This is a genomic window from Brevundimonas basaltis (assembly GCF_014202075.1).
GTDB classification, from domain to species: Bacteria; Pseudomonadota; Alphaproteobacteria; order Caulobacterales; family Caulobacteraceae; genus Brevundimonas; species Brevundimonas basaltis.
Genome location: NZ_JACHFZ010000001.1, coordinates 731,987 through 749,147, shown reverse-complemented (window position 1 = coordinate 749,147; position 17,161 = coordinate 731,987). Strand labels below are relative to the sequence as shown.

At 68.2% G+C, this 17,161-nt stretch carries 22 protein-coding genes and 2 tRNA genes; 10 read left to right on the top strand and 14 right to left on the bottom strand.

Translation table 11 applies throughout. The annotated features are described in order from the left end of the window. Positions 1-6: 6 nt before the first annotated feature. Positions 7-1,089: a CaiB/BaiF CoA transferase family protein gene (locus HNQ67_RS04000; RefSeq protein ID WP_183252507.1), complete on the bottom strand. Its 1,083-nt coding sequence runs from the start codon at positions 1,087-1,089 to the stop codon at positions 7-9. Between the two features lie 109 nt (positions 1,090-1,198). Here HNQ67_RS04000 and HNQ67_RS03995 point away from each other — a divergent pair. Beyond that, positions 1,199-1,275, top strand: a tRNA-Lys gene (locus tag HNQ67_RS03995). 81 nt (positions 1,276-1,356) lie between these two features. Here HNQ67_RS03995 and HNQ67_RS03990 read toward each other — a convergent pair. Next, positions 1,357-1,845, bottom strand: a complete 489-nt coding sequence (locus tag HNQ67_RS03990) for a pyridoxamine 5'-phosphate oxidase family protein (RefSeq protein ID WP_183252505.1) — start codon at positions 1,843-1,845, stop codon at positions 1,357-1,359. 113 nt (positions 1,846-1,958) lie between these two features. Between HNQ67_RS03990 and HNQ67_RS03985 the strand changes: the two genes are divergently transcribed. Together HNQ67_RS03985 and HNQ67_RS03980 are read left to right on the top strand one after the other, a co-directional pair. Further along, the gene (locus HNQ67_RS03985; protein ID WP_183252503.1) at positions 1,959-2,510 is read left to right on the top strand and encodes a hypothetical protein; all 552 of its coding nucleotides are present in this window, start codon (positions 1,959-1,961) and stop codon (positions 2,508-2,510) included. Positions 2,511-2,574: 64 nt separating this feature from the next. Then, entirely contained in the window at positions 2,575-2,901 is a 327-nt protein-coding gene (locus HNQ67_RS03980; RefSeq protein WP_183252501.1) for a hypothetical protein, read from the top strand. On the opposite strand, the gene tgt is transcribed toward HNQ67_RS03980, so the two are convergent. Both tgt and queA read right to left on the bottom strand, forming a co-directional pair. Beyond that, positions 2,888-4,018, bottom strand: coding sequence for a tRNA guanosine(34) transglycosylase Tgt (gene tgt / locus HNQ67_RS03975; protein ID WP_183252499.1), 1,131 nt, complete (start codon positions 4,016-4,018; stop codon positions 2,888-2,890). The two genes, HNQ67_RS03980 and tgt, sit on opposite strands and share 14 nt — an antisense overlap. A 537-nt stretch (positions 4,019-4,555) precedes the next feature. Next, positions 4,556-5,641 (bottom strand): tRNA preQ1(34) S-adenosylmethionine ribosyltransferase-isomerase QueA, encoded by a 1,086-nt coding sequence (gene queA, locus HNQ67_RS03970; RefSeq protein WP_183252497.1) that lies wholly within the window; start codon positions 5,639-5,641, stop codon positions 4,556-4,558. Between the two features lie 90 nt (positions 5,642-5,731). Here queA and HNQ67_RS03965 point away from each other — a divergent pair, with 90 nt between their 5' ends. Together HNQ67_RS03965 and HNQ67_RS03960 are read left to right on the top strand one after the other, a co-directional pair. Beyond that, entirely contained in the window at positions 5,732-7,402 is a 1,671-nt protein-coding gene (locus tag HNQ67_RS03965; protein WP_183252495.1) for a lysine--tRNA ligase, read from the top strand. Between the two features lie 119 nt (positions 7,403-7,521). Beyond that, positions 7,522-8,019: an SH3 domain-containing protein gene (locus HNQ67_RS03960; RefSeq protein WP_183252493.1), complete on the top strand. Its 498-nt coding sequence runs from the start codon at positions 7,522-7,524 to the stop codon at positions 8,017-8,019. 71 nt (positions 8,020-8,090) lie between these two features. Here HNQ67_RS03960 and HNQ67_RS03955 read toward each other — a convergent pair whose 3' ends face one another. The 7 genes from HNQ67_RS03955 to HNQ67_RS03925 form a co-directional block, all read right to left on the bottom strand. Continuing rightward, the gene (locus HNQ67_RS03955; protein WP_183252492.1) at positions 8,091-8,726 is read right to left on the bottom strand and encodes a S24 family peptidase; all 636 of its coding nucleotides are present in this window, start codon (positions 8,724-8,726) and stop codon (positions 8,091-8,093) included. A gap of 89 nt (positions 8,727-8,815) precedes the next feature. Then, on the bottom strand, positions 8,816-9,244 hold the full coding sequence (locus HNQ67_RS03950) for a hypothetical protein (RefSeq protein ID WP_183252490.1): 429 nt from the start codon (positions 9,242-9,244) through the stop codon (positions 8,816-8,818). 26 nt (positions 9,245-9,270) lie between these two features. Beyond that, the gene (locus tag HNQ67_RS03945) at positions 9,271-9,726 is read right to left on the bottom strand and encodes a hypothetical protein (protein WP_183252488.1); all 456 of its coding nucleotides are present in this window, start codon (positions 9,724-9,726) and stop codon (positions 9,271-9,273) included. Positions 9,727-9,813: 87 nt separating this feature from the next. Continuing rightward, positions 9,814-10,155 carry a hypothetical protein gene (locus HNQ67_RS03940; RefSeq protein ID WP_183252485.1) on the bottom strand — a complete coding sequence of 114 codons (342 nt, stop codon included), beginning with the start codon at positions 10,153-10,155 and terminating at the stop codon, positions 9,814-9,816. A 33-nt stretch (positions 10,156-10,188) separates the two neighbouring features. Continuing rightward, positions 10,189-10,581, bottom strand: coding sequence for a hypothetical protein (locus tag HNQ67_RS03935; RefSeq protein WP_183252483.1), 393 nt, complete (start codon positions 10,579-10,581; stop codon positions 10,189-10,191). Positions 10,582-10,643: 62 nt separating this feature from the next. After that, positions 10,644-11,042 carry an acyl-CoA thioesterase domain-containing protein gene (locus HNQ67_RS03930; RefSeq protein WP_183252481.1) on the bottom strand — a complete coding sequence of 133 codons (399 nt, stop codon included), beginning with the start codon at positions 11,040-11,042 and terminating at the stop codon, positions 10,644-10,646. Then, entirely contained in the window at positions 11,039-11,509 is a 471-nt protein-coding gene (locus HNQ67_RS03925) for a PaaI family thioesterase (RefSeq protein WP_183252479.1), read from the bottom strand. The genes HNQ67_RS03930 and HNQ67_RS03925 overlap by 4 nt, the downstream gene beginning before the upstream one ends. An 83-nt stretch (positions 11,510-11,592) precedes the next feature. Here HNQ67_RS03925 and HNQ67_RS03920 point away from each other — a divergent pair, with 83 nt between their 5' ends. Then, positions 11,593-12,624: a ligase-associated DNA damage response exonuclease gene (locus HNQ67_RS03920; protein ID WP_183252477.1), complete on the top strand. Its 1,032-nt coding sequence runs from the start codon at positions 11,593-11,595 to the stop codon at positions 12,622-12,624. Here HNQ67_RS03920 and HNQ67_RS03915 read toward each other — a convergent pair. Further along, positions 12,621-14,258, bottom strand: a complete 1,638-nt coding sequence (locus tag HNQ67_RS03915) for a response regulator (protein ID WP_183252475.1) — start codon at positions 14,256-14,258, stop codon at positions 12,621-12,623. The two genes, HNQ67_RS03920 and HNQ67_RS03915, sit on opposite strands and share 4 nt — an antisense overlap. 182 nt (positions 14,259-14,440) lie before the next feature. Between HNQ67_RS03915 and queC the strand changes: the two genes are divergently transcribed. From queC to HNQ67_RS03895, 4 genes are all read left to right on the top strand, one after another. Further along, positions 14,441-15,160: a 7-cyano-7-deazaguanine synthase QueC gene (gene queC, locus HNQ67_RS03910; RefSeq protein WP_183252473.1), complete on the top strand. Its 720-nt coding sequence runs from the start codon at positions 14,441-14,443 to the stop codon at positions 15,158-15,160. Further along, complete coding sequence (gene queE / locus HNQ67_RS03905; protein ID WP_183252471.1) at positions 15,157-15,792, top strand: 7-carboxy-7-deazaguanine synthase; 636 nt, start codon at positions 15,157-15,159, stop codon at positions 15,790-15,792. The genes queC and queE overlap by 4 nt, the downstream gene beginning before the upstream one ends. Next, positions 15,789-16,154, top strand: coding sequence for a 6-pyruvoyl trahydropterin synthase family protein (locus tag HNQ67_RS03900; protein WP_183252469.1), 366 nt, complete (start codon positions 15,789-15,791; stop codon positions 16,152-16,154). The genes queE and HNQ67_RS03900 overlap by 4 nt, the downstream gene beginning before the upstream one ends. Positions 16,155-16,233: 79 nt before the next feature. Then, positions 16,234-16,701: a GNAT family N-acetyltransferase gene (locus HNQ67_RS03895; RefSeq protein ID WP_183252467.1), complete on the top strand. Its 468-nt coding sequence runs from the start codon at positions 16,234-16,236 to the stop codon at positions 16,699-16,701. Here the strand turns inward: HNQ67_RS03895 and HNQ67_RS03890 are convergent. Beyond that, positions 16,698-16,970, bottom strand: coding sequence for a hypothetical protein (locus tag HNQ67_RS03890; RefSeq protein ID WP_183252465.1), 273 nt, complete (start codon positions 16,968-16,970; stop codon positions 16,698-16,700). The two genes, HNQ67_RS03895 and HNQ67_RS03890, sit on opposite strands and share 4 nt — an antisense overlap. Positions 16,971-17,033: 63 nt before the next feature. Beyond that, positions 17,034-17,110 (bottom strand) — tRNA-Val (locus HNQ67_RS03885). Positions 17,111-17,161 lie beyond the last annotated feature (51 nt).

Sequence of the window (17,161 nt, the reverse complement as noted above, 5' to 3'; positions counted from 1 at the left end):
CCGGGGTCATACCCAGCCGGCGACGGCCTCTTCCAGGGACAGGGTGCCCGGTTGCGGCGTCAGCCCGGCCCTCTCGTCGCCGAATCGCGGGGCCGGCGCCGGCTGGACGAGGCCCTCCCCGGTGAAGGTCCCGCGCGCCGCATTGTGCGGATGCCCCGGGGCCTCGGTCAGGGACAGCACCGGGGTGACGCAGGCGTCGCTGTCCGCGAAGTGCGCCGCCCAGTCATCGCGATCGCGCGTGGCGAATACGTCGGCGAAACGGGCGTGCAGGGCGCTCCAGCCTGCCATGTCGAACTGCGGCGCCTTATCCGGCGGTATGTCGAGACCCGCCAGCAAGGCGGCGTAGAATTGCGGCTCCAGAGCCCCCACGGCCACGAACCGGCCGTCGCGGCAGGCGTAGCAGCGGTAGAACGGCGCCCCGCCGTCCAGCAGGTTCGTCCCTCGCGCCTCGCTCCACAGCCCGCGCGCCGAAAGCGCGTGAAACAGGCTGGTGAGAAGGGCCGAGCCATCAGTCATCGCCGCATCCACCACGCGGCCGCGCCCGTTCGTCCTGGCCTCCAGCAGGGCGGCCAGCACCCCGGTGACCAGCAGCATGGCCCCCCCGCCGTAGTCGCCGACCACGTTGAGCGGCGGCCGGGGCGGGCGGTCCGGCTCGCCCATCATCGACAGGGCGCCGGACAAGGCGATGAAGTTGAGGTCGTGCCCGACCTGACGCGCCATCGGTCCCGTCTGACCCCAACCGGTGACGCGGCCGAACACCAATTGCGGATTGAGCCCGGCGCAGACCTCCGGCCCGACCCCCAGCCGCTCCATCACACCCGGCCGGAATCCCTCGATCAGGGCGTCGGCCGCGCCGATCAGCTGTTTTACCCGCGCCAGATCGGCCGGGTTCTTCAGATCAACGGCGACCGCGGCCCGCCCACGGTGCAGCACCTCGCCGCCGACATCGGTGAACACCGGCGCGCCGGCCTCGGCGCTGCGGGTCAGGCGCAGGACATCGGCCCCGAGATCGCCCAGAACCATGCCCGCGAAGGTGACGGGCCCGAGGCCGTCGAACTCGAGGATGCGCAAGCCGGAGAGCGGTTTCATCGGAATTGCTTAGCCGTGGACGTCGGAACCGTCGAGGCGACGCTTGACCCGGGGCGCGGTTTGCAACAGAAGGCGCGTCGCGGTTCGCTAATGCGGGCCCCGACGGTGTGCGTCCTTAGCTCAGTTGGTTAGAGCATCTGACTTTTAATCAGAGGGTCCTCGGTTCGAGCCCGAGAGGACGTACCACCATCCTTCCCCTTCATGCTCCGGCGTCGGCGCTGGCCTGACTGGCATTATCGGATGCCGGCCGGCCTCCAGCCCGCGTGACTAGCTGCGTGATGGCGGCGGTTCGCGCGGGACGACTGCAAAACCGGTCGGGTCGCTCCGGCCTTCCACCACGCCAACCGCCGAGACGACCACGGGCGTGAACTGCAGCAGAGCCGTCGATTCTCCTGACGGGCAGTAGACATGCACGCCGGGGAACCGCGTCGCCATCTGCTCAGAGAGGCCGGCGGCGGTCGCCTCGTCGGTGACCTCGACCACGTGTCCTCCCATGGACAGGCCGACGGCGCTGCCGCCGCTCCGCGAACGAATGGCGATCGACGCTCTGGGGTCGTGGCGCAGATTCCCGAATTTCTGACTCGCGCGCGAGACCATGAAGTAGAGACGGAGACCATCGTTGATGTAGCCGACCGTCGTCGCTTGGGGAAAGCCGTCGGCACGATTGCACGCCACCGTCATCAGATGCTCGCGGCTGAGCAGATCGACGATGGCCGCTTCTGTCCGACGGTTGAGGGGTTGAAGCGTGTCGCTCATGGGGCGGCCTCCTGAACCGGGCTCGGGGAGACCCAGTGTAACCCAGTCATCGGGACGCGGTGGAATTGATCGTTCCGATGGCGCTTCTCTCGCGGTCGTGGTTCAAGTGTGGAATGCGCCTGCCCGTCCTGCTGCTCCCCATCGTCGCCCTGAGCGCCTGCAGCGCGGGCGGCTCGGCCATGGACGGAGTCCGGTCGTTCGGGGCCGGATTTGGAGCCGCCGCGACCGCGCCGCTGGACGACCTCAATCTGCGCCGGGAACATATCCCGACCGTACTGCTGCAGGCTGAGGCCAATCCCTACGACCTGCGCAATCTGAATCGCTGTTCGACGATCGGCGCCGAGATACGCCGCCTGGACGCCGCCCTCGGCCCCGACGCGGACGAACCGCCCGCGCCGGACGGCTCGACGATGGGCGAACGCGCCTCGGACGCGGCGTCCCGCGCCGCGCTGGACGCCATCCGCGACACGACGACGGACTTCATCCCCGGCCGCAGCTGGATCCGGCGGTTGTCCGGGGCCGAACAGCACAGCCGGGATGTGCAGGCGGCGATTCAGGCGGGTCGGATGCGGCGGGCCTTCCTCAAGGGCATCGGCATGAACCGGAACTGCGCCCCCCCGGCCGCGCCGGCCTGGTTCCGGCCTGCGGGCGGCAGCCGCCGCTAAACTCGCGCTCCCGGAACCCGTTCCGGCATCGCCCTGTTCCTCTCCTGCACAGAAAGGAGCGATCATGCCGCATCAGAATGTCGAGGCCGGCAAGGCCACCGCGCAGAACGCCGCCACCGAGCCGTTGGCCCCGAACGATCAGGGCCGCGAACAGAACGCCTCGGCCCATCCCGAACCAAGGACCTACGCCGCGCCCGACGTAGAGGATTCCACCCTGGCCCCGCCGGCCGCGGGGGAAGTCGCCGACTACATAGACGAGGGCGATGCGCTCGACGGCGATGAGGTCCAGTCGGGCCGCGACCGGACCAATATCGCCGCCCACAGCCGCGACACCGACCACCACGGCGCGAAAACGCACGCGGCTATCCAGAAGCAGCTCAGGGGCGGTTGACCGCCCCGTTGCTGGAGTGACGAGCGTGGAAGTCGCGGCGGAACTGATCGAACCGACCATGGGCGATCGCCTCACGCATGGCCGCGGTCAGGGTCTGGAAGAAGGCGATGTTGTGCCAGCTGAGCAGGATCTTGCCGAGAATCTCATCGGCGCGGATCAGGTGATGCAGGTAAGCCTTTGAATAGTCGGCGGAGGCCGGGCAGGGGGCGTCTGTATCCAGCGGGTCCTGATCCTCGGCGAAACGGGCGTTCCTGAGATTGATCGGCCCATCCCAGGTCCAGGCCTGCCCGTGGCGACCGGCCCGGGTCGGCAGGACGCAGTCGAACATGTCGATGCCGCGCCACACCGCCTCGACCAGATCGACCGGCTTGCCGACCCCCATCAGATAGCGCGGCCGGTCGGCGGGCAGCATGTCCGGCGCATAGTCCAGCACCTCGCACATGGCCTGATGGCCCTCGCCGACAGCGAGGCCGCCGATGGCGTAACCGTCGAAGCCGATCTCCTGCAGGCGCTCGGAGGACTCCCGGCGCAGGGTCTCGAAGGTCGAGCCCTGCTGGATGCCGAACAAGGCCTGCAGGTCCCGCGTGCCGAACGCGTCCTTGGACCGCTTCGCCCAGCGCGCCGACAGCTCCATCCCCGAGCGGGCGCGAGCCTCCTCGGCCGGCCAGGCGACGCATTCGTCCAGCTGCATGACGATGTCAGAGCCCAACCGGTCGGCTTGGATCTCGATCGACCGCTCCGGCGTCAGCACATGTTTCGAGCCGTCGATATGGCTGGAGAAGGTCACCGCCTCCTCGGTCAGCTTCGAAATCCCCGACAGGGACATGACCTGAAAGCCGCCGCTATCGGTCAGGATCGGCCGGTCCCAGCGCATGAATTTGTGCAAGCCGCCCAGCCGCTCCATCCGCTCCGGTCCGGGCCGGAGCATCAGGTGGTAGGTGTTCCCCAGCAGGATGTCCGCGCCCGTCTGCGCCACCTGATCCACGGTCAGCGCCTTGACTGTCGCCGCCGTGCCGACGGGCATGAAGGCGGGCGTGCGGATATCGCCGCGCGGGGTCCTGAGCACGCCGGTGCGCGCGCGGCCGTCGGTGGCGGAGATGTCGAGGGGGAAGGTCAAACGGTGCCCTGACGGTGAGAGAGGGGAGTTGATGGTGTGGTGGAGAACGACCAAATGGCCGGTCCTTCCTCAGCCGCCTGCGGCCGATCCGCAACGCGTCACGGCTCCGGTCCGTCGTGCGGCTTTGACGTCAGCTCAACCAAACCCCAGACGCTGAAGGGTGCTGCGACCAAGACAACGATCAGAAAAAGCAGTACTTCTCCCTTCTCCGACAAGTCCGGTCCCAAATGCTCAAGAGCCAACGCTCCCAGGACGTGAGGGCCGAAGAAGAGAAACATCCAGCCCGCGTGCTTGCCGCGTGATCTGAGCCGTCTATCCGCCCAGCGCAGGCCGAAGAAGGCGGCGGCCAGTCCAAGAACGCCAGACAGGACACCGAGAAGCCAGGCCGGGGCACGATTGAGGGCGATTCCATACAGGACAAGCAGTCCCCCCGCGACGCACACAAAAAGGAACCAGCGAAGGGCGGGTCTCGAACCTGGTGTTGAGAACGGATGTGCCAAGAATGACCGTTGCTGGAGGTCGGCTATGGGCCGCAAACTAGCGACGGAATAGCAGGCTGCCATCCCCGTAGGAATAGAACCGGTATCCCTCCGCCACGGCATGGGCATAGGCGGCCTTCATCGTCTCCAGCCCGGCGAAGGCGCTGACCAGCATGAACAGGGTCGACTTCGGCAGGTGGAAATTGGTCATCAGCACATCGGCGGCGCGAAAGCGGTATCCGGGCGTGATGAAGATGGCCGTGTCGCCGTGGAAGGGCTGGACGACCCCCTCTTCGGTCGTTGCGCTCTCCAGCAGCCTCAGCGAGGTGGTGCCGACGCAGACGATGCGGCCCCCGACGGCTCGAACGGCGTTCAGGGCCTCCGCGGTCTCCGGAGACACCTCGCCCCATTCGGAATGCATCTTGTGGTCGGCGGTGTCCTCGGCCTTGACCGGCAGGAAGGTGCCGGCCCCGACGTGCAGGGTGACGGCGTGGGTCGAGACGCCCTTCGCCTCGATCGCCGCCATCAGCGCCGGGGTGAAATGCAGACCCGCCGTGGGCGCCGCGACCGATCCGTCCCAGTGCGCGAACATGGTCTGATAGTCCGACCGGTCGCGGTCGTCCTCGGCCCGCTTCGCCGCGATGTAGGGGGGCAGGGGCATGACGCCGACATCGCGGATCGCCTCGTCGAGGAAGGGGCCCGACAGGTCGAAGCGCAGGGTGACGAGCCCGGCCTCGCCCTTGGCTTCAACGTTGGCATCAAGGCGACCGAGTTCGCAGGCCGCGTCCCCCTGTGCACCGAACCGCACCCGGTCCCCGACCTTGATCCGCTTGCCCGGCTTCATGAAGGCCGACCAGATGTCTGGAGCGTCGCGGTGATGCAGGGTGGCCTCGACCTCGACCGTCAGGGTCTCGCCCTCCGGCCCGATCCGTTCCCGCACGCCCGACAGCCGCGCCGGAATCACGCGGGTGTCGTTGAACACCAGGGCGTCGCCGGGGCGCAGGAAGTCCGGCAGGTCGCGGATGATCCGATCCTCCTGCCCGCCGTCGCGCACCACCAGAAGGCGCGCGGAATCCCGCGGCTCCGCGGGGCGGAGCGCAATCCGGTCGTCCGGCAGGTCAAAGTCGAAATCGGCGGTCTTCATGGGCCGGGGCAAAGGCCACGGGGAAGGAGCGGGGTCAAGCGATAGCGGCATTCCTTGACCCCGCTCCAATCAAGCGCCAAAGCCCGTTCCATGCTGCAGAACCTCGAAACCCTCGCGCGCGACGCCAGGTCGTGGCCGTTCGAACAGGCCCGCAACCTTCTCGCCCATGTGCTGAAGAAGCGGCTGCCTGACGCGGATCGGAATGCGGCGAAACTGCTGATCGACGCCGGCAAGGCGGACGAGGCGCTGGCGACCTTCGAGGCCTTGCAGCGGCCGGTGATCCTCGAGACCGGCTACGGCCCGTCCGGCCTGCCGCATATGGGCACCTTCGGCGAGGTGGCGCGCACGACCATGGTGCGCAACGCCTTTCGCGCCCTGACCGGCGACCACTGGCCGACGCGGCTGGTGGCGTTCAGCGACGACATGGACGGGCTGCGCAAGGTTCCCGAGGGCATCCCCAATCCGGAGATATTGACCGAGGACCTGCACAAGCCGCTGACCGTGGTGCGCGACCCCTTTGGCACGCACGACAGCTTCGGAGCCCACAACAACGCCCGCCTGCGCGCCTTCCTTGACGGCTTCGGCTTCGACTACGAATTCCTGTCCTCGACGGAACAGTACAAATCCGGCCGGTTCGACGCGACGCTGTTGACCCTGCTGGAGCGGTTCGACGCGGTGCAGGCCATCATGCTGCCGACCCTCGGAGAGGAGCGGCGCGCGACCTATTCGCCCTTCCTGCCGATCAGTCCCGTCACCGGCCATGTGCTGCAGGTCCCGACCCTTGAGCGCAACGTCGACAAGGGCACGATCGTCTTCGACGACCCCGCGGGCGGGCGCACCGAGGTTCCGGTCACCGGCGGCCATGTGAAGCTGCAGTGGAAGCCGGACTGGGCCATGCGCTGGACGGCCCTGGACGTTGACTACGAGATGTCGGGCAAGGACCTGATCGAGAGCGTACGCGAGAGCTCCAAGGTTTGCCGCGCGCTGGGCGGTACGCCCCCCGAGGGCTTCAACTACGAGCTCTTCCTGGACGTCGAGGGCAAGAAGATCTCCAAATCCAAGGGCAACGGCCTGACCATGGATGAGTGGCTGCGCTACGGCACGCCGGAGTCGCTGAGTTGGTACATGTTCCAGTCGCCCAAGTCGGCCAAGTCGCTGCATTTCAACGTCATTCCGCGCGCCATCGACGACTGGATGGCCTTCATCGAGGCCTACAAGACCCAGGAGCCGGCCAAGCGGATCGACAACGCCGTCTGGTCGATCCATGCCGGGGATCCGCCGACGCACACCTCGCCGGTCTCCTTCGCCCTGCTGCTCAATCTCGTCGGCGTCGCCAACGCCTCGTCGAAGGCGCAGCTGTGGGCCTATTTCGCCAAATACCTGCCGGACGCCACGCCGGACAGCGAGCCGCTGCTGGATCGGCTGATGGACCGGGCGCTGAACTACTACGAGGACTTCGTGAAGCCGACGAAGACCTACCGCCTGCCGGATCCGCGCGAAAAAGCGGCCCTGCTGGACCTGGCGGCGCGGTTGAAGGCCCTGCCGGCCGATACGACCGACGGTGAGCTGATCCAGGCCGAGGTCTATGCCGCAGGCAAGGAGCACGCCTTTGAACCCCTGCGCGGCTGGTTCGGCGCCCTGTACGAAGTGCTGCTGGGCGCGTCCCAGGGCCCGCGCTTCGGCTCGTTCGCGGCGATCTACGGCCTGCCGCAGACCATCCAGCTGATTGAGGACGGGGCCAACGGAAAGTTGGCGGGATAAGTCGTCTCCCGACGGGGAGGACTAGATGAACCGAATATAACGACAGGCCTCCGGGAGCCTTCACCTGACGCGGCGCATTGTGCCCTGCATCGACCAACTCGATGACAGGAGACTGAGCCATGTCGAAGAACAAGATCACCGCCGTCGCCGCCGCCGCCGCCCTGCTGGGTGGACTGGCCCCGATGGCGCTTCCCACCGCAGCCGTGGCGCAACAGGCCAACGGAATCACCAACTGCGACGCCCCCGGCGGTCGCCAGCAAGTCGGCGCCGCCATCGGCGCCGTGATCGGCGGCTTGGCCGGCAGCCGGATTTCCAGCAATGAACGCGCCCTCGGCGCCGTCGTCGGCGCGGGCGCCGGCGCTGCGGCCGGCTCCTACATCGGCTGCAACCAGCAGCGGGCCCGGTCGTACAATTCGGACTACGGCTACAGTAACGCCAGCAATGCCGACACCTTCCGCGCGACCACCAACCTGCGCGTCCGCTCGGGTCCGGGCACCAACTACCGCCAGGTCGGCAGCCTCTCGGCCGGTCAATCCTTCTCGGCCGTCGGTTCGCAGGGCGAATGGGTCCAGCTCGCCAATGGCGGATGGGTCAGCGCCCACTACGTCAGTCGCTAACGACATCCCGTCGAATGGAGAGGCCGTCCCGTCCGGGGCGGCCTTTTTCGTGGGCGATACCGCACGGGGCGCTACTGACTGACCCAGAGGATGCGGCCCATCCAGACGATGTCCTTGCGCGGCACGAGGCGCGGCTCAAAGGCCGGATTGATGGAGGCCAGGGTTACCGTTTGGACGGTCAGCGCCGCGACCTCCTTGGCGAGCGTCTCTCCGCCCGTTGTGCGCACCACCACCCGGTCGCCCTTGCGCACGTCCGAAGCCTCGCGGTCGACGATGATCCGGTCCCCCTCGCGATAAACCGGGGCCATGGAATCGCCGGTGACGCGCAGGCTGAGCAGCGTCTCGGTCGGGCGCGGCAGCTCCGTCTGGTCCCAGCCGTCGCCGACGGGCAGGCCGGCGTCGTCGAAGAACCCGTCCTGACCCGCCTGGGCCATGCCCAGCATCGGAACAGTCGACGGCCGCTCGGGTGCATCCCGGGCCAGATCCGCGAACTCGCCCAGCGACAGGCCGGTGGCGCGAAGCACCTGCGTCAGGCTTTCGGTCGACGGCCAGCGCGGGCGAGGCGGATCCCCCGGCCCGAACCGTTTCGACGGATTGAAGCTGGTTGCGTCCAGCCCCGCGCGCCGCGCCAGCGCCGAGACGCTGATCCCCTCGCGCCGCGCCAGTCCGTCGATCGCCTTCCACAACTGGGCATGGGACAGGGGCATGAGGGCAGGGGTCCGCGCCGGCACAGGGCGGCCGACTCGTCCAAGACTACCGCGTCAGGATAGGAATATCCACCTAGGACCCTGCCGGACTACTCAAACCCCAGCGCCCGGCGGTCCCGCCAGGCCTGGAGAACGCCGAGGGCGAGGACGAGCAGAATGCCGTAGCTGGCCGCATTGCCGACGGCGTAGAAGGCCGCGATCGGGGGGCGGACATCGATGGCGGGCAGGACAAGGCTCACGACGATCACCGATTGCAGCGCGCCGGCCCAGATCGGCCACGACCGGCGGCTTTTCCACGCCACGCCGGCGTAGGCCGCCAGCACCACCAGCTCAACGATCAGAAGCCCCCATTGCGGGCCGTACAACTGGATGTCGTTCTGAACCAGCAGGGCCGCGAGCGAACCGAGGGCGTAGATTCCCGCTCCGACCCGCTCCGGCTCATCGCCCTTGAGGAAGGCGAAGGTCACCACGACCACGCCGACCGCCGCGCCGATCTGGGAGTAGAGGGTGTCGAACACGTGGAACCTCCGCAGGGGCCGCGCCTCTACAGGCGTGGCGGCCGGGCGTTGTCGAATCCCATTGAGGCAGCCCGCCGCTCCTGCCAAGCCCAGAAAGTTCCGACGGCGAGCGCGATCAGCAAGCCGTAATTGGACATGTTTATAACCGCGGCCACTGCGTTGTGAGGAGGGCGGAGGTTGGCCGCGATCAAAGCGTGGGAGGTGACAACCAATGCTTGGAAACTGGCGGCCCAAACGGGCCAGGCACGCCGACTATTCCAAGCGATACCGATGAAGACGATCAAGAGTATGATCTCGATACCCATCACGCCCCATCGAGGAACGCTATGGCTGCCGCTGTCGGTGATCATGGTTGTGGCCAGGAAGACCATCGCGTACGCCGCGCCGCCCATTCGCTCCGGCTCGTCGCCCTTCCAGAACACAAATGCGACGACGATAATCGCGGCTGCAAGGACTAGTTGGGAGTAGATGGTCTCAAACACGGAATCGCCCCCACGCCATAGGCATGAGGGCGATACTGCCTGAAGTCAGCGCGGGCGGGAATGACCGCTCGCTGACATTACCTAGAATTAAACTGCGCGCAGTCGGTGTTCGCCGATGGTCTTGGGCTTCTCACCCTCGGGCAGCTTGTCCAGACCCTGGGCATACACACCGTAGCCCATGCGCCGATGATCCTTTGCCAGTTCCTCGTGGCAAGCGACCATGGCTTGGCGCGCGGCGGCGAGGGCGGCGATCGCTTCCATCGCCTTGGCCTGAGCCTCGGCGCCGACGACGGGCGACACGTTCATGGCCGCACGGCCCCCGATCATCGACTGAACAAGGGTCGTGGCGCGGGTGATGGCCTCGTCAACGGATTGCTCCGTCGCATTCAGATCGCCGGCGACGCTGGCGATAACTTGAGCCTTATCCATGGAAGCCTCCAAACTGAAACAGTAAACGAGGTCTTAACATAGCTCGGCAGTATCCGGTAGGGATTTGTTTACCACGCGACGACCGGTGTCGCCTTCCGGACATACGCCCCCGCCACCGACCGGCGGCGTGTCGCCCGGTTTGTCGACCGGACCGACCGCCAGAGCCTCAAGCCCCAGCTTCCGCGCCAGCGCCGCGAGGGTGTTGTGGGTCTGGACCAGATGGCCGCGCGCCTCGGCCAGGGCGCTGATCGCGGCCGCCGCGCCGGTGAAGGCGCGCTGGCCCGTGACCGCCGACAGCCAAGCCTCGGTGCGCGCGGTCGGAAGCGCGGCGGCGAGGGCGGCGGCTTCCGCCATCGCCCGGTCTATGGCCGCTTCGGCGGTGTAGAGACGGGCCGCCAGGGCCTCGCCGATATTCTGTCTCGTCATGTCTTCCTCCCGCGATTAACCATCGCGTAAAGCAAGCAATCGGACGTTACAACGTGTTACAACTAGAGATCGTGTTCAGCCACGAGGAAGTGGGCGGTCAGGGAGGCGATGGGCTGCGCCTCGTCCTCCTGCCACGCCTCGGCCAGCACATGGGCCACGCGCCGGCCGGCCTTGCTGATCCGGGCCCGGGCGTGGACATCGACGGGGCGCCCCGAGCGCAGATAGGCCACCGTCACATTGATCGGTCGCGGCAGGCGCAGGCGCGGCCACGTCAGGGCCACCTGGGCTCCCGCGGTCAGTTCCAGCAGGGCGGCCGTGGCGCCCCCATGCAGGGCGGGCAGCATCGGATTGCCGATCAGACGGTCCGCGAACGGCATGGTTACGGTCAGGATGTCCCCGTCCTGCCGGGATTCCAGCCCGAGGAAGCGGGCGTAGGGCGCGCGATCCAGCAGGGCGCTCACCGGGCCGTCTCCGCCGCCCGGGCCTTGTCCGCCTCGCGCGCGCCGCGGGCGCTGAGCACATAGGTGGCCTGCGCCGCCGCCACGGGGTCGTCCGGCTCGTTCTCGAAGGCCCAGGCCCGGACGAAGGCGATGGACCTCGTCAGACGATAGCAGCGCGCCTCGGCGATCAGGTCGCGCCGCGGCTCGGCCGCCCGCATGTAGTCGACCCGCAGGTCGAGGGTGGCGATCGGCTCGAACCGGTCTAGCGCGATCCACACCGCCAGCCCGCCGACGTGATCCAGCAGGGCGGTGACCAGACCCCCCGCCAGCACGCCGGTGTTCGGATCGCCGACCAGATCCTCGCGCCAGGGTACGCGGATGCGCACCCGGTCGCCCTCCAGCCGGTCGAATTCGAAGCCCAGGGCGTGGGTATGGGCCGCGCCGGAGGCCAGTTGGGGCAGCAGGGAAACGAGGGGGGAGGTCGACATGCCCTGCTATCACCCCGGCAAGGGCGGGGACGCAAGCGCCGCTCGCGCGTTCCCTGTCGGCTGCGAGGGCCCATATCCGACCCATGATCCGTTTCGAGGACCTGCTCAGGCCGACCCCGGCCGGCCTTTACTGCCCGCCGGGCGACTTCTACGTCGACCCGGTGCGGCCGGTCGACCGGGCGGTGATCACCCATGGCCATTCCGACCACGCCCGGGCCGGCCACGGCGCGGTGCTGGCCACACCGCAGACCCTCGCCATCATGGCCGAACGCTATGGCGCGGATTTCGCCGCACGCGAACAGCCTGTGGGCCACGGAGACACCGCCGCCCACAACGGCGTGGAGATCGCCCTGGTCCCCGCCGGGCACGTGCTGGGGTCCGCCCAGGCGGTGATCCGCTGGAAGGGCGTCACCATGGTGGTCTCGGGCGACTACAAGCGCCGCCGGGACCCCACCTGCGCCCCGTTCGAGCCCGTGCCGTGCGATGTGTTCATTTCCGAGGCGACCTTCGGCCTGCCGGTCTTCACCCATCCGCGGGACGCCGAGGAGATCGGCCGCCTGGTCCAGTCGCTGCAGCAGTTTCCGGAGCGGGCCCATCTGGTCGGCGCCTATGCCCTTGGCAAGGCGCAACGGGTCATCCGCCTGTTGCGCGAGGCGGGCTGGGATCGGCCCATCTACGTCCACGGCGCGCTGGAGCGGCTGAACCGCCTCTATGAGCGCGAAGGCGTCGATCTCGGCCCGCTTGAGCCAGCCACCGGGCTGAAGCCGAACGCGCTCGGCGGCGAGGTGGTGATCGCGCCACCGTCAGCGACCCAGGACCGCTGGGCCCGCCGCTTCGCCGATCCGGTGCTGGCCTTCGCCTCGGGCTGGATGGGCGTCCGCGCCCGCGCCCGGCAGCGCGGCGTGGAACTGCCGCTGGTGCTCTCCGACCATGCCGATTGGCCCGAACTGACCGCCACCTTCGCCGAACTGCGGCCTGAGGAGGTCTGGATCACCCATGGGCGGGAGGAGGGCCTGCTGCGCTGGTGCGAACTGGAGGGGCAGAAGGCCCGGGCCCTGCGGCTGGTCGGCTATGACGAGGAGGACGAGGAGGCGGGTCTCGCCGACGCCAGCTAGGCGGCCGAGCGTGAGCGACGACGTTTGGCAGGCGCTTCCTCAACCGCCGCCGTCGTCGCGCCCTGTTCAAGCGCCGCGTTCATGGCCATGCGCAGGCGTTCCGGCTTGATCGGCTTTTCGACCACGGCGGCCATGCCGCAGGCGAGGTATTTCCTGGCGTCGTCGGGATCGGCGTTGGCGGTCAGGGCCACGATCGGCACGGCGCCCGCGGGCCCGTCGAGAGCGCGAATCGCGCGGGTCGCCTGCACCCCGTCCATGCGCGGCATCTTGATATCCATCAGCACCAGATCGAACTGGCGCTCCTGAACCGCTTCCAGCGCCTCGACCCCGTCCTCGGCGGTTTCGGAGGTGCAGCCGAACATTTCGCACAGGGCCTGGGCGACGACGCGGTTGGTGGCGTTGTCGTCGACAATCAGGATATGCGGGTTGCTGGTCATCTCCAGTTCCGACAGGGACTGGACGTTCGAGGCCGGGGCGGCCTCGGCCTTCGTTCGGTCGACCTCAAGGTCGAAGCCGAAAGTCGCGCCCTGTCCGCCGTTGTTCCGGGCCCAGATCCGTCCGCCCATGCGGTCGACGATCTGGCGGCAGATCGACAGCCCGAGGCCCGCGCCGTCGTGACCCGATCCCTGCACGAAGGGCTCGAAGATCCTATCCACCCGGTCCGCGTCGATCCCCGGCCCGTCGTCGCGGATGCGCGCCTCCAGCGTGATCCGGTCGCCGGCGGCCCTGGCTCGCAGGCTGGCTTCGACGACGCCGTTGCGCGCGAACTTCAGGGCGTTGCCGATCAGGTTGTTCAACACCTGCTTCAGCCGCTCGCCGTCGATGACCGCGGCCAACTCTGTGTCGCCCTCGTAGCTGATCATCAGGGAGACGTTGTCCTGCGAGGCGCGTGGGGCCCACTGGGCCTGAACATCGTCCATCATGGCCCGAAGCGGCGTCGGCGCCGCGCGAAGTTCCAGTTCACCGGCTTCCGCCCGCGACAGGTCAAGTGCGTCCTGCAGGGTACGCAGCAGGGTCTCGGAGGACTCGACGATCGTAGTCACATGAGCGTGGGCCTGGGCGTTCAGCGGTTGCCGGCGCAGCAGTTCGGCCACGGCGAGCACGCCGTTCATCGGGGTGCGCAACTCGTGGCTCATGATGGTCAGGAACTGGCTGCGGGACCGGGCCGACTCGAGGACCTGGTTCCGGGTGTCGCTTAGCTGCCGCACCTGTTCAGCCAGATCGGCGTTCTGGCCCCGTTGATCCTCATTGACGGCCCGCAGCATCGAGGCGACGGTGCCGATGCCATGATAGCGCCCGTCGCGGGTGACGATGAACCCCCGCATGAAGGTGCCCGGACCGCCCTTGATCAGGGCGTCGCAGACGGTGCCGATGGCGACGCCCGCCTCGACCATGGGGGGCTCGGAGTCCATGACGTGGATGACTGGCCGACCGGCGTACAGGGCGTGGCCAAAGGGGGAGGCGATCTTCAGCAGGAAGTCATTGCGCTCGATCAGGCCGACCGGGAATTGGCCATCGACGACCGCGATCACCAGGGTGTCGGGTTCGCTCTCGAAGCGGGCGAAGACCTCGCTTCCCAACGTCTGAGGCGACACCGCCTCGGCGCGCTCGGTGAGACTTTCAATGGTCGGCATTACTCACCGGCACTCCACTGCGACCGATGGACATTGCCGAGAACCATTTGCGGAAGGGTTAAGGCCGCAATCCGGTCGCTTTTGCACGCCTCGCCGGGCTGGTGTAGAAGGCGCGCCCGTCCTGGAACGGCTCATCCCTCCCTGTCCATGCGCGCGGCCGATCGGCCGACCGCAGATTCGCCATGTCCGATTCAGTGGAAAAGCCCGCGAACTCCGCCCTCGTCCTGTTCTCCGGAGGTCAGGACAGCGCCACATGTCTGGCGTGGGCGCTCGCACGCTTCGAGCGGGTCGAGACGGTTGGCTTTGACTACGGCCAGCGCCATGCGGTCGAGATGCAGGCGAGGCTGGACGTGCGCGACGGCCTGGCCGAGGTGTTGCCGGGGTTGGCGGACCGGCTGGGGCCGGATCATGTCGTCGACCTGACCGGATATGGCCGCATCGCCGACAGCGCCCTGACCGCCGACAGGGCGATCGAGATGGACGCGCGGGGCCTGCCGACGACCTTCGTGCCGGGCCGAAATCTCGTCTTTCTGACCTGCGCCGCCGCCCTGGCGGATCGAAGGGGTCTTGGCGTGCTGGTCGGGGGCATGTGCGAGACCGACTCTTCCGGCTATCCCGATTGCCGCCGCGAGACGATCGACGCGATGGAGAGGGCGCTCGGCCTCGGGCTCGACCAGCCGGTGGTCATCGAGACGCCGCTGATGGCCCTGACCAAGGCGGAGACCTGGGCGCTGGCGCACGATCTGGGCGGCGAGGCGCTGGTCGGACTGATCGTCGAGGCGTCGCACACCTGCTACCGCGGCGACCGCGAGCACCGCCACGCCTGGGGCTACGGCTGCGGCGACTGTCCGGCCTGCGAACTGCGGGCCGCCGGGTACGGCGAATGGGCGGGGCGGCCATGATATATTCCGCGAAAGAGGTCTTCCTGACGGTGCAGGGCGAGGGCGGTCAGGCCGGGCGGCCGGCGGTGTTCCTGCGTTTCGCCGGCTGCAATCTCTGGAACGGCCTGGAGCGGGACCGCGCGGCGGCCGTCTGCACCTTTTGCGATACCGATTTCGTCGGGACTGACGGTGACGGCGGCGGCAAGTTCGCGACCGCCGACGCCCTGGCCGATCACGTCGCGGCGATGTGGCGGGGCAGGGCGGGGGACCCAAAGCTGGTCGTCTGCACCGGCGGGGAGCCGCTGTTGCAGCTGGACGGGGGCCTGATCGACGCCCTGCACGCGCGCGGTTTCGAAGTCGCCATCGAATCCAACGGCACGCTGGCGGCGGCCAACGGGATCGACTGGATCTGCGTCAGTCCCAAGGCCGACGCGCCGCTGGTGCAGACCTCGGGCCAGGAGCTGAAGCTGGTCTATCCGCAGGCCGCCGCCATGCCGGACCGCTTCGAGCACCTCGATTTCGAGCGCTTCTGGCTCCAGCCCATGGACGGCCCGGACCGTGAGGCCAATACAGCGGCGGCCATCGACTATTGCCTGGGCCATCCCAAATGGCGGCTCAGCGTCCAGACCCACAAATACATCGGCGTGAGATGAGCGTTTTCGAGATCACCAAGGCGGCCACATTCGACGCGGCTCACCATTTTCCCAACGAGCCGGACGGAAGTCCGTATCGCCGCATGCACGGCCATTCCTTTTCGGTCGAGGCGACGGTGCGCGGCGAGGCGCTGGACGGTCACGGCTGGATCGCGGATCTCGGCGCGCTGGACCGCGCCCTGAAGGCGGCGGCCGAAGAGCTGGATCATGGCCTGCTGAATGAAAAGCCGGGGCTGGAGCTGCCGACGCTGGAGCATCTCTGCCTGTGGTTCGCCAACCGGCTGAAGCCCGAATGGCCAAGCCTCAGCCGCATCGCCGTGGCGCGCCCGACCATCCACGAGCGCTGCGTGCTGACGCTGTGACAGCCGACCAGTTCGCGACGTTTTCAGCCACAAATTCGCGGTCAACTCGACCCGTCCGACTGACGGAGTCTGAAAGTTGATGTTGTCGATCCGCCCGTGGCGGCCCTCCGACTCCGGGGCGCTGTCGGCCTTGTATGAAGCCTCGGTGCGGCGCCTCGGCGCGCGGGATTACACCCCGGCCCAGATCGAGGCGTGGGCGTCCCTGACTCCCTCGCCGGAAGCCCTGACCGCGCGGATGCAGGACGGGCGGTCGCGGCTGGTCGCGGAGTCGAACGCAGACGTCGCCGGCTTCATCGACATCGAGCCCGACGGCCACATCGATCTGCTCTACGTGGCGCCGTCGGCGACGGGTCAGGGCGTCGCCCGAACCCTGCTCGAAACGGCCGAAGCCCTGGCGCCGGTCTCAGGCGCGGCGCGGCTGTACGCCGAAGCCAGCGAGACGGCGCGGCCGGTGTTCGAACGGCTGGGCTTTTCCGTCGTCGCTCGCCGCGATTTCGAGGTCGCCGGCGTGCCGATCCATAACTGGGCGGTCGAGAAGCCGATCTAGCAGTCGCGGCCCTGGCGTTGACGCTGTTCGCAGCGGCGCTGCTCGCGCTCGTAAGCCCGCTGCTCGCGCTCGCGTTTGGCCTTCGTTTCCTCGTCCGAGGTCGTCACGGCGTCGACGCCCGCGCCGACAACGGCCCCGGTGACCTTGGCCGCGCCGCCGACGATCGCGGCCCCCGTGCCGACCACGGCGCCGACGAGGCATCCCTGCAGCATCAGGGCCGCGCCGAGAACAGCGGCCAGGGCCGAGGTGCGTGTGATCCTGGCGCGCATCGAAAATCTCCTGCTGCCGCATCCTTAGGCAGGAATGGTGAACGGCCCCTGACCACGGAAGGATGGTGGGCGGCGAGGGGTTCGAACCCCCGACCCCCTCGGTGTAAACGAGGTGCTCTGACCAGCTGAGCTAGCCGCCCGATCTTTTCCTGCCCTACCGCTTGCCGCCCGGCGGCTCGCTGCTTGATGAA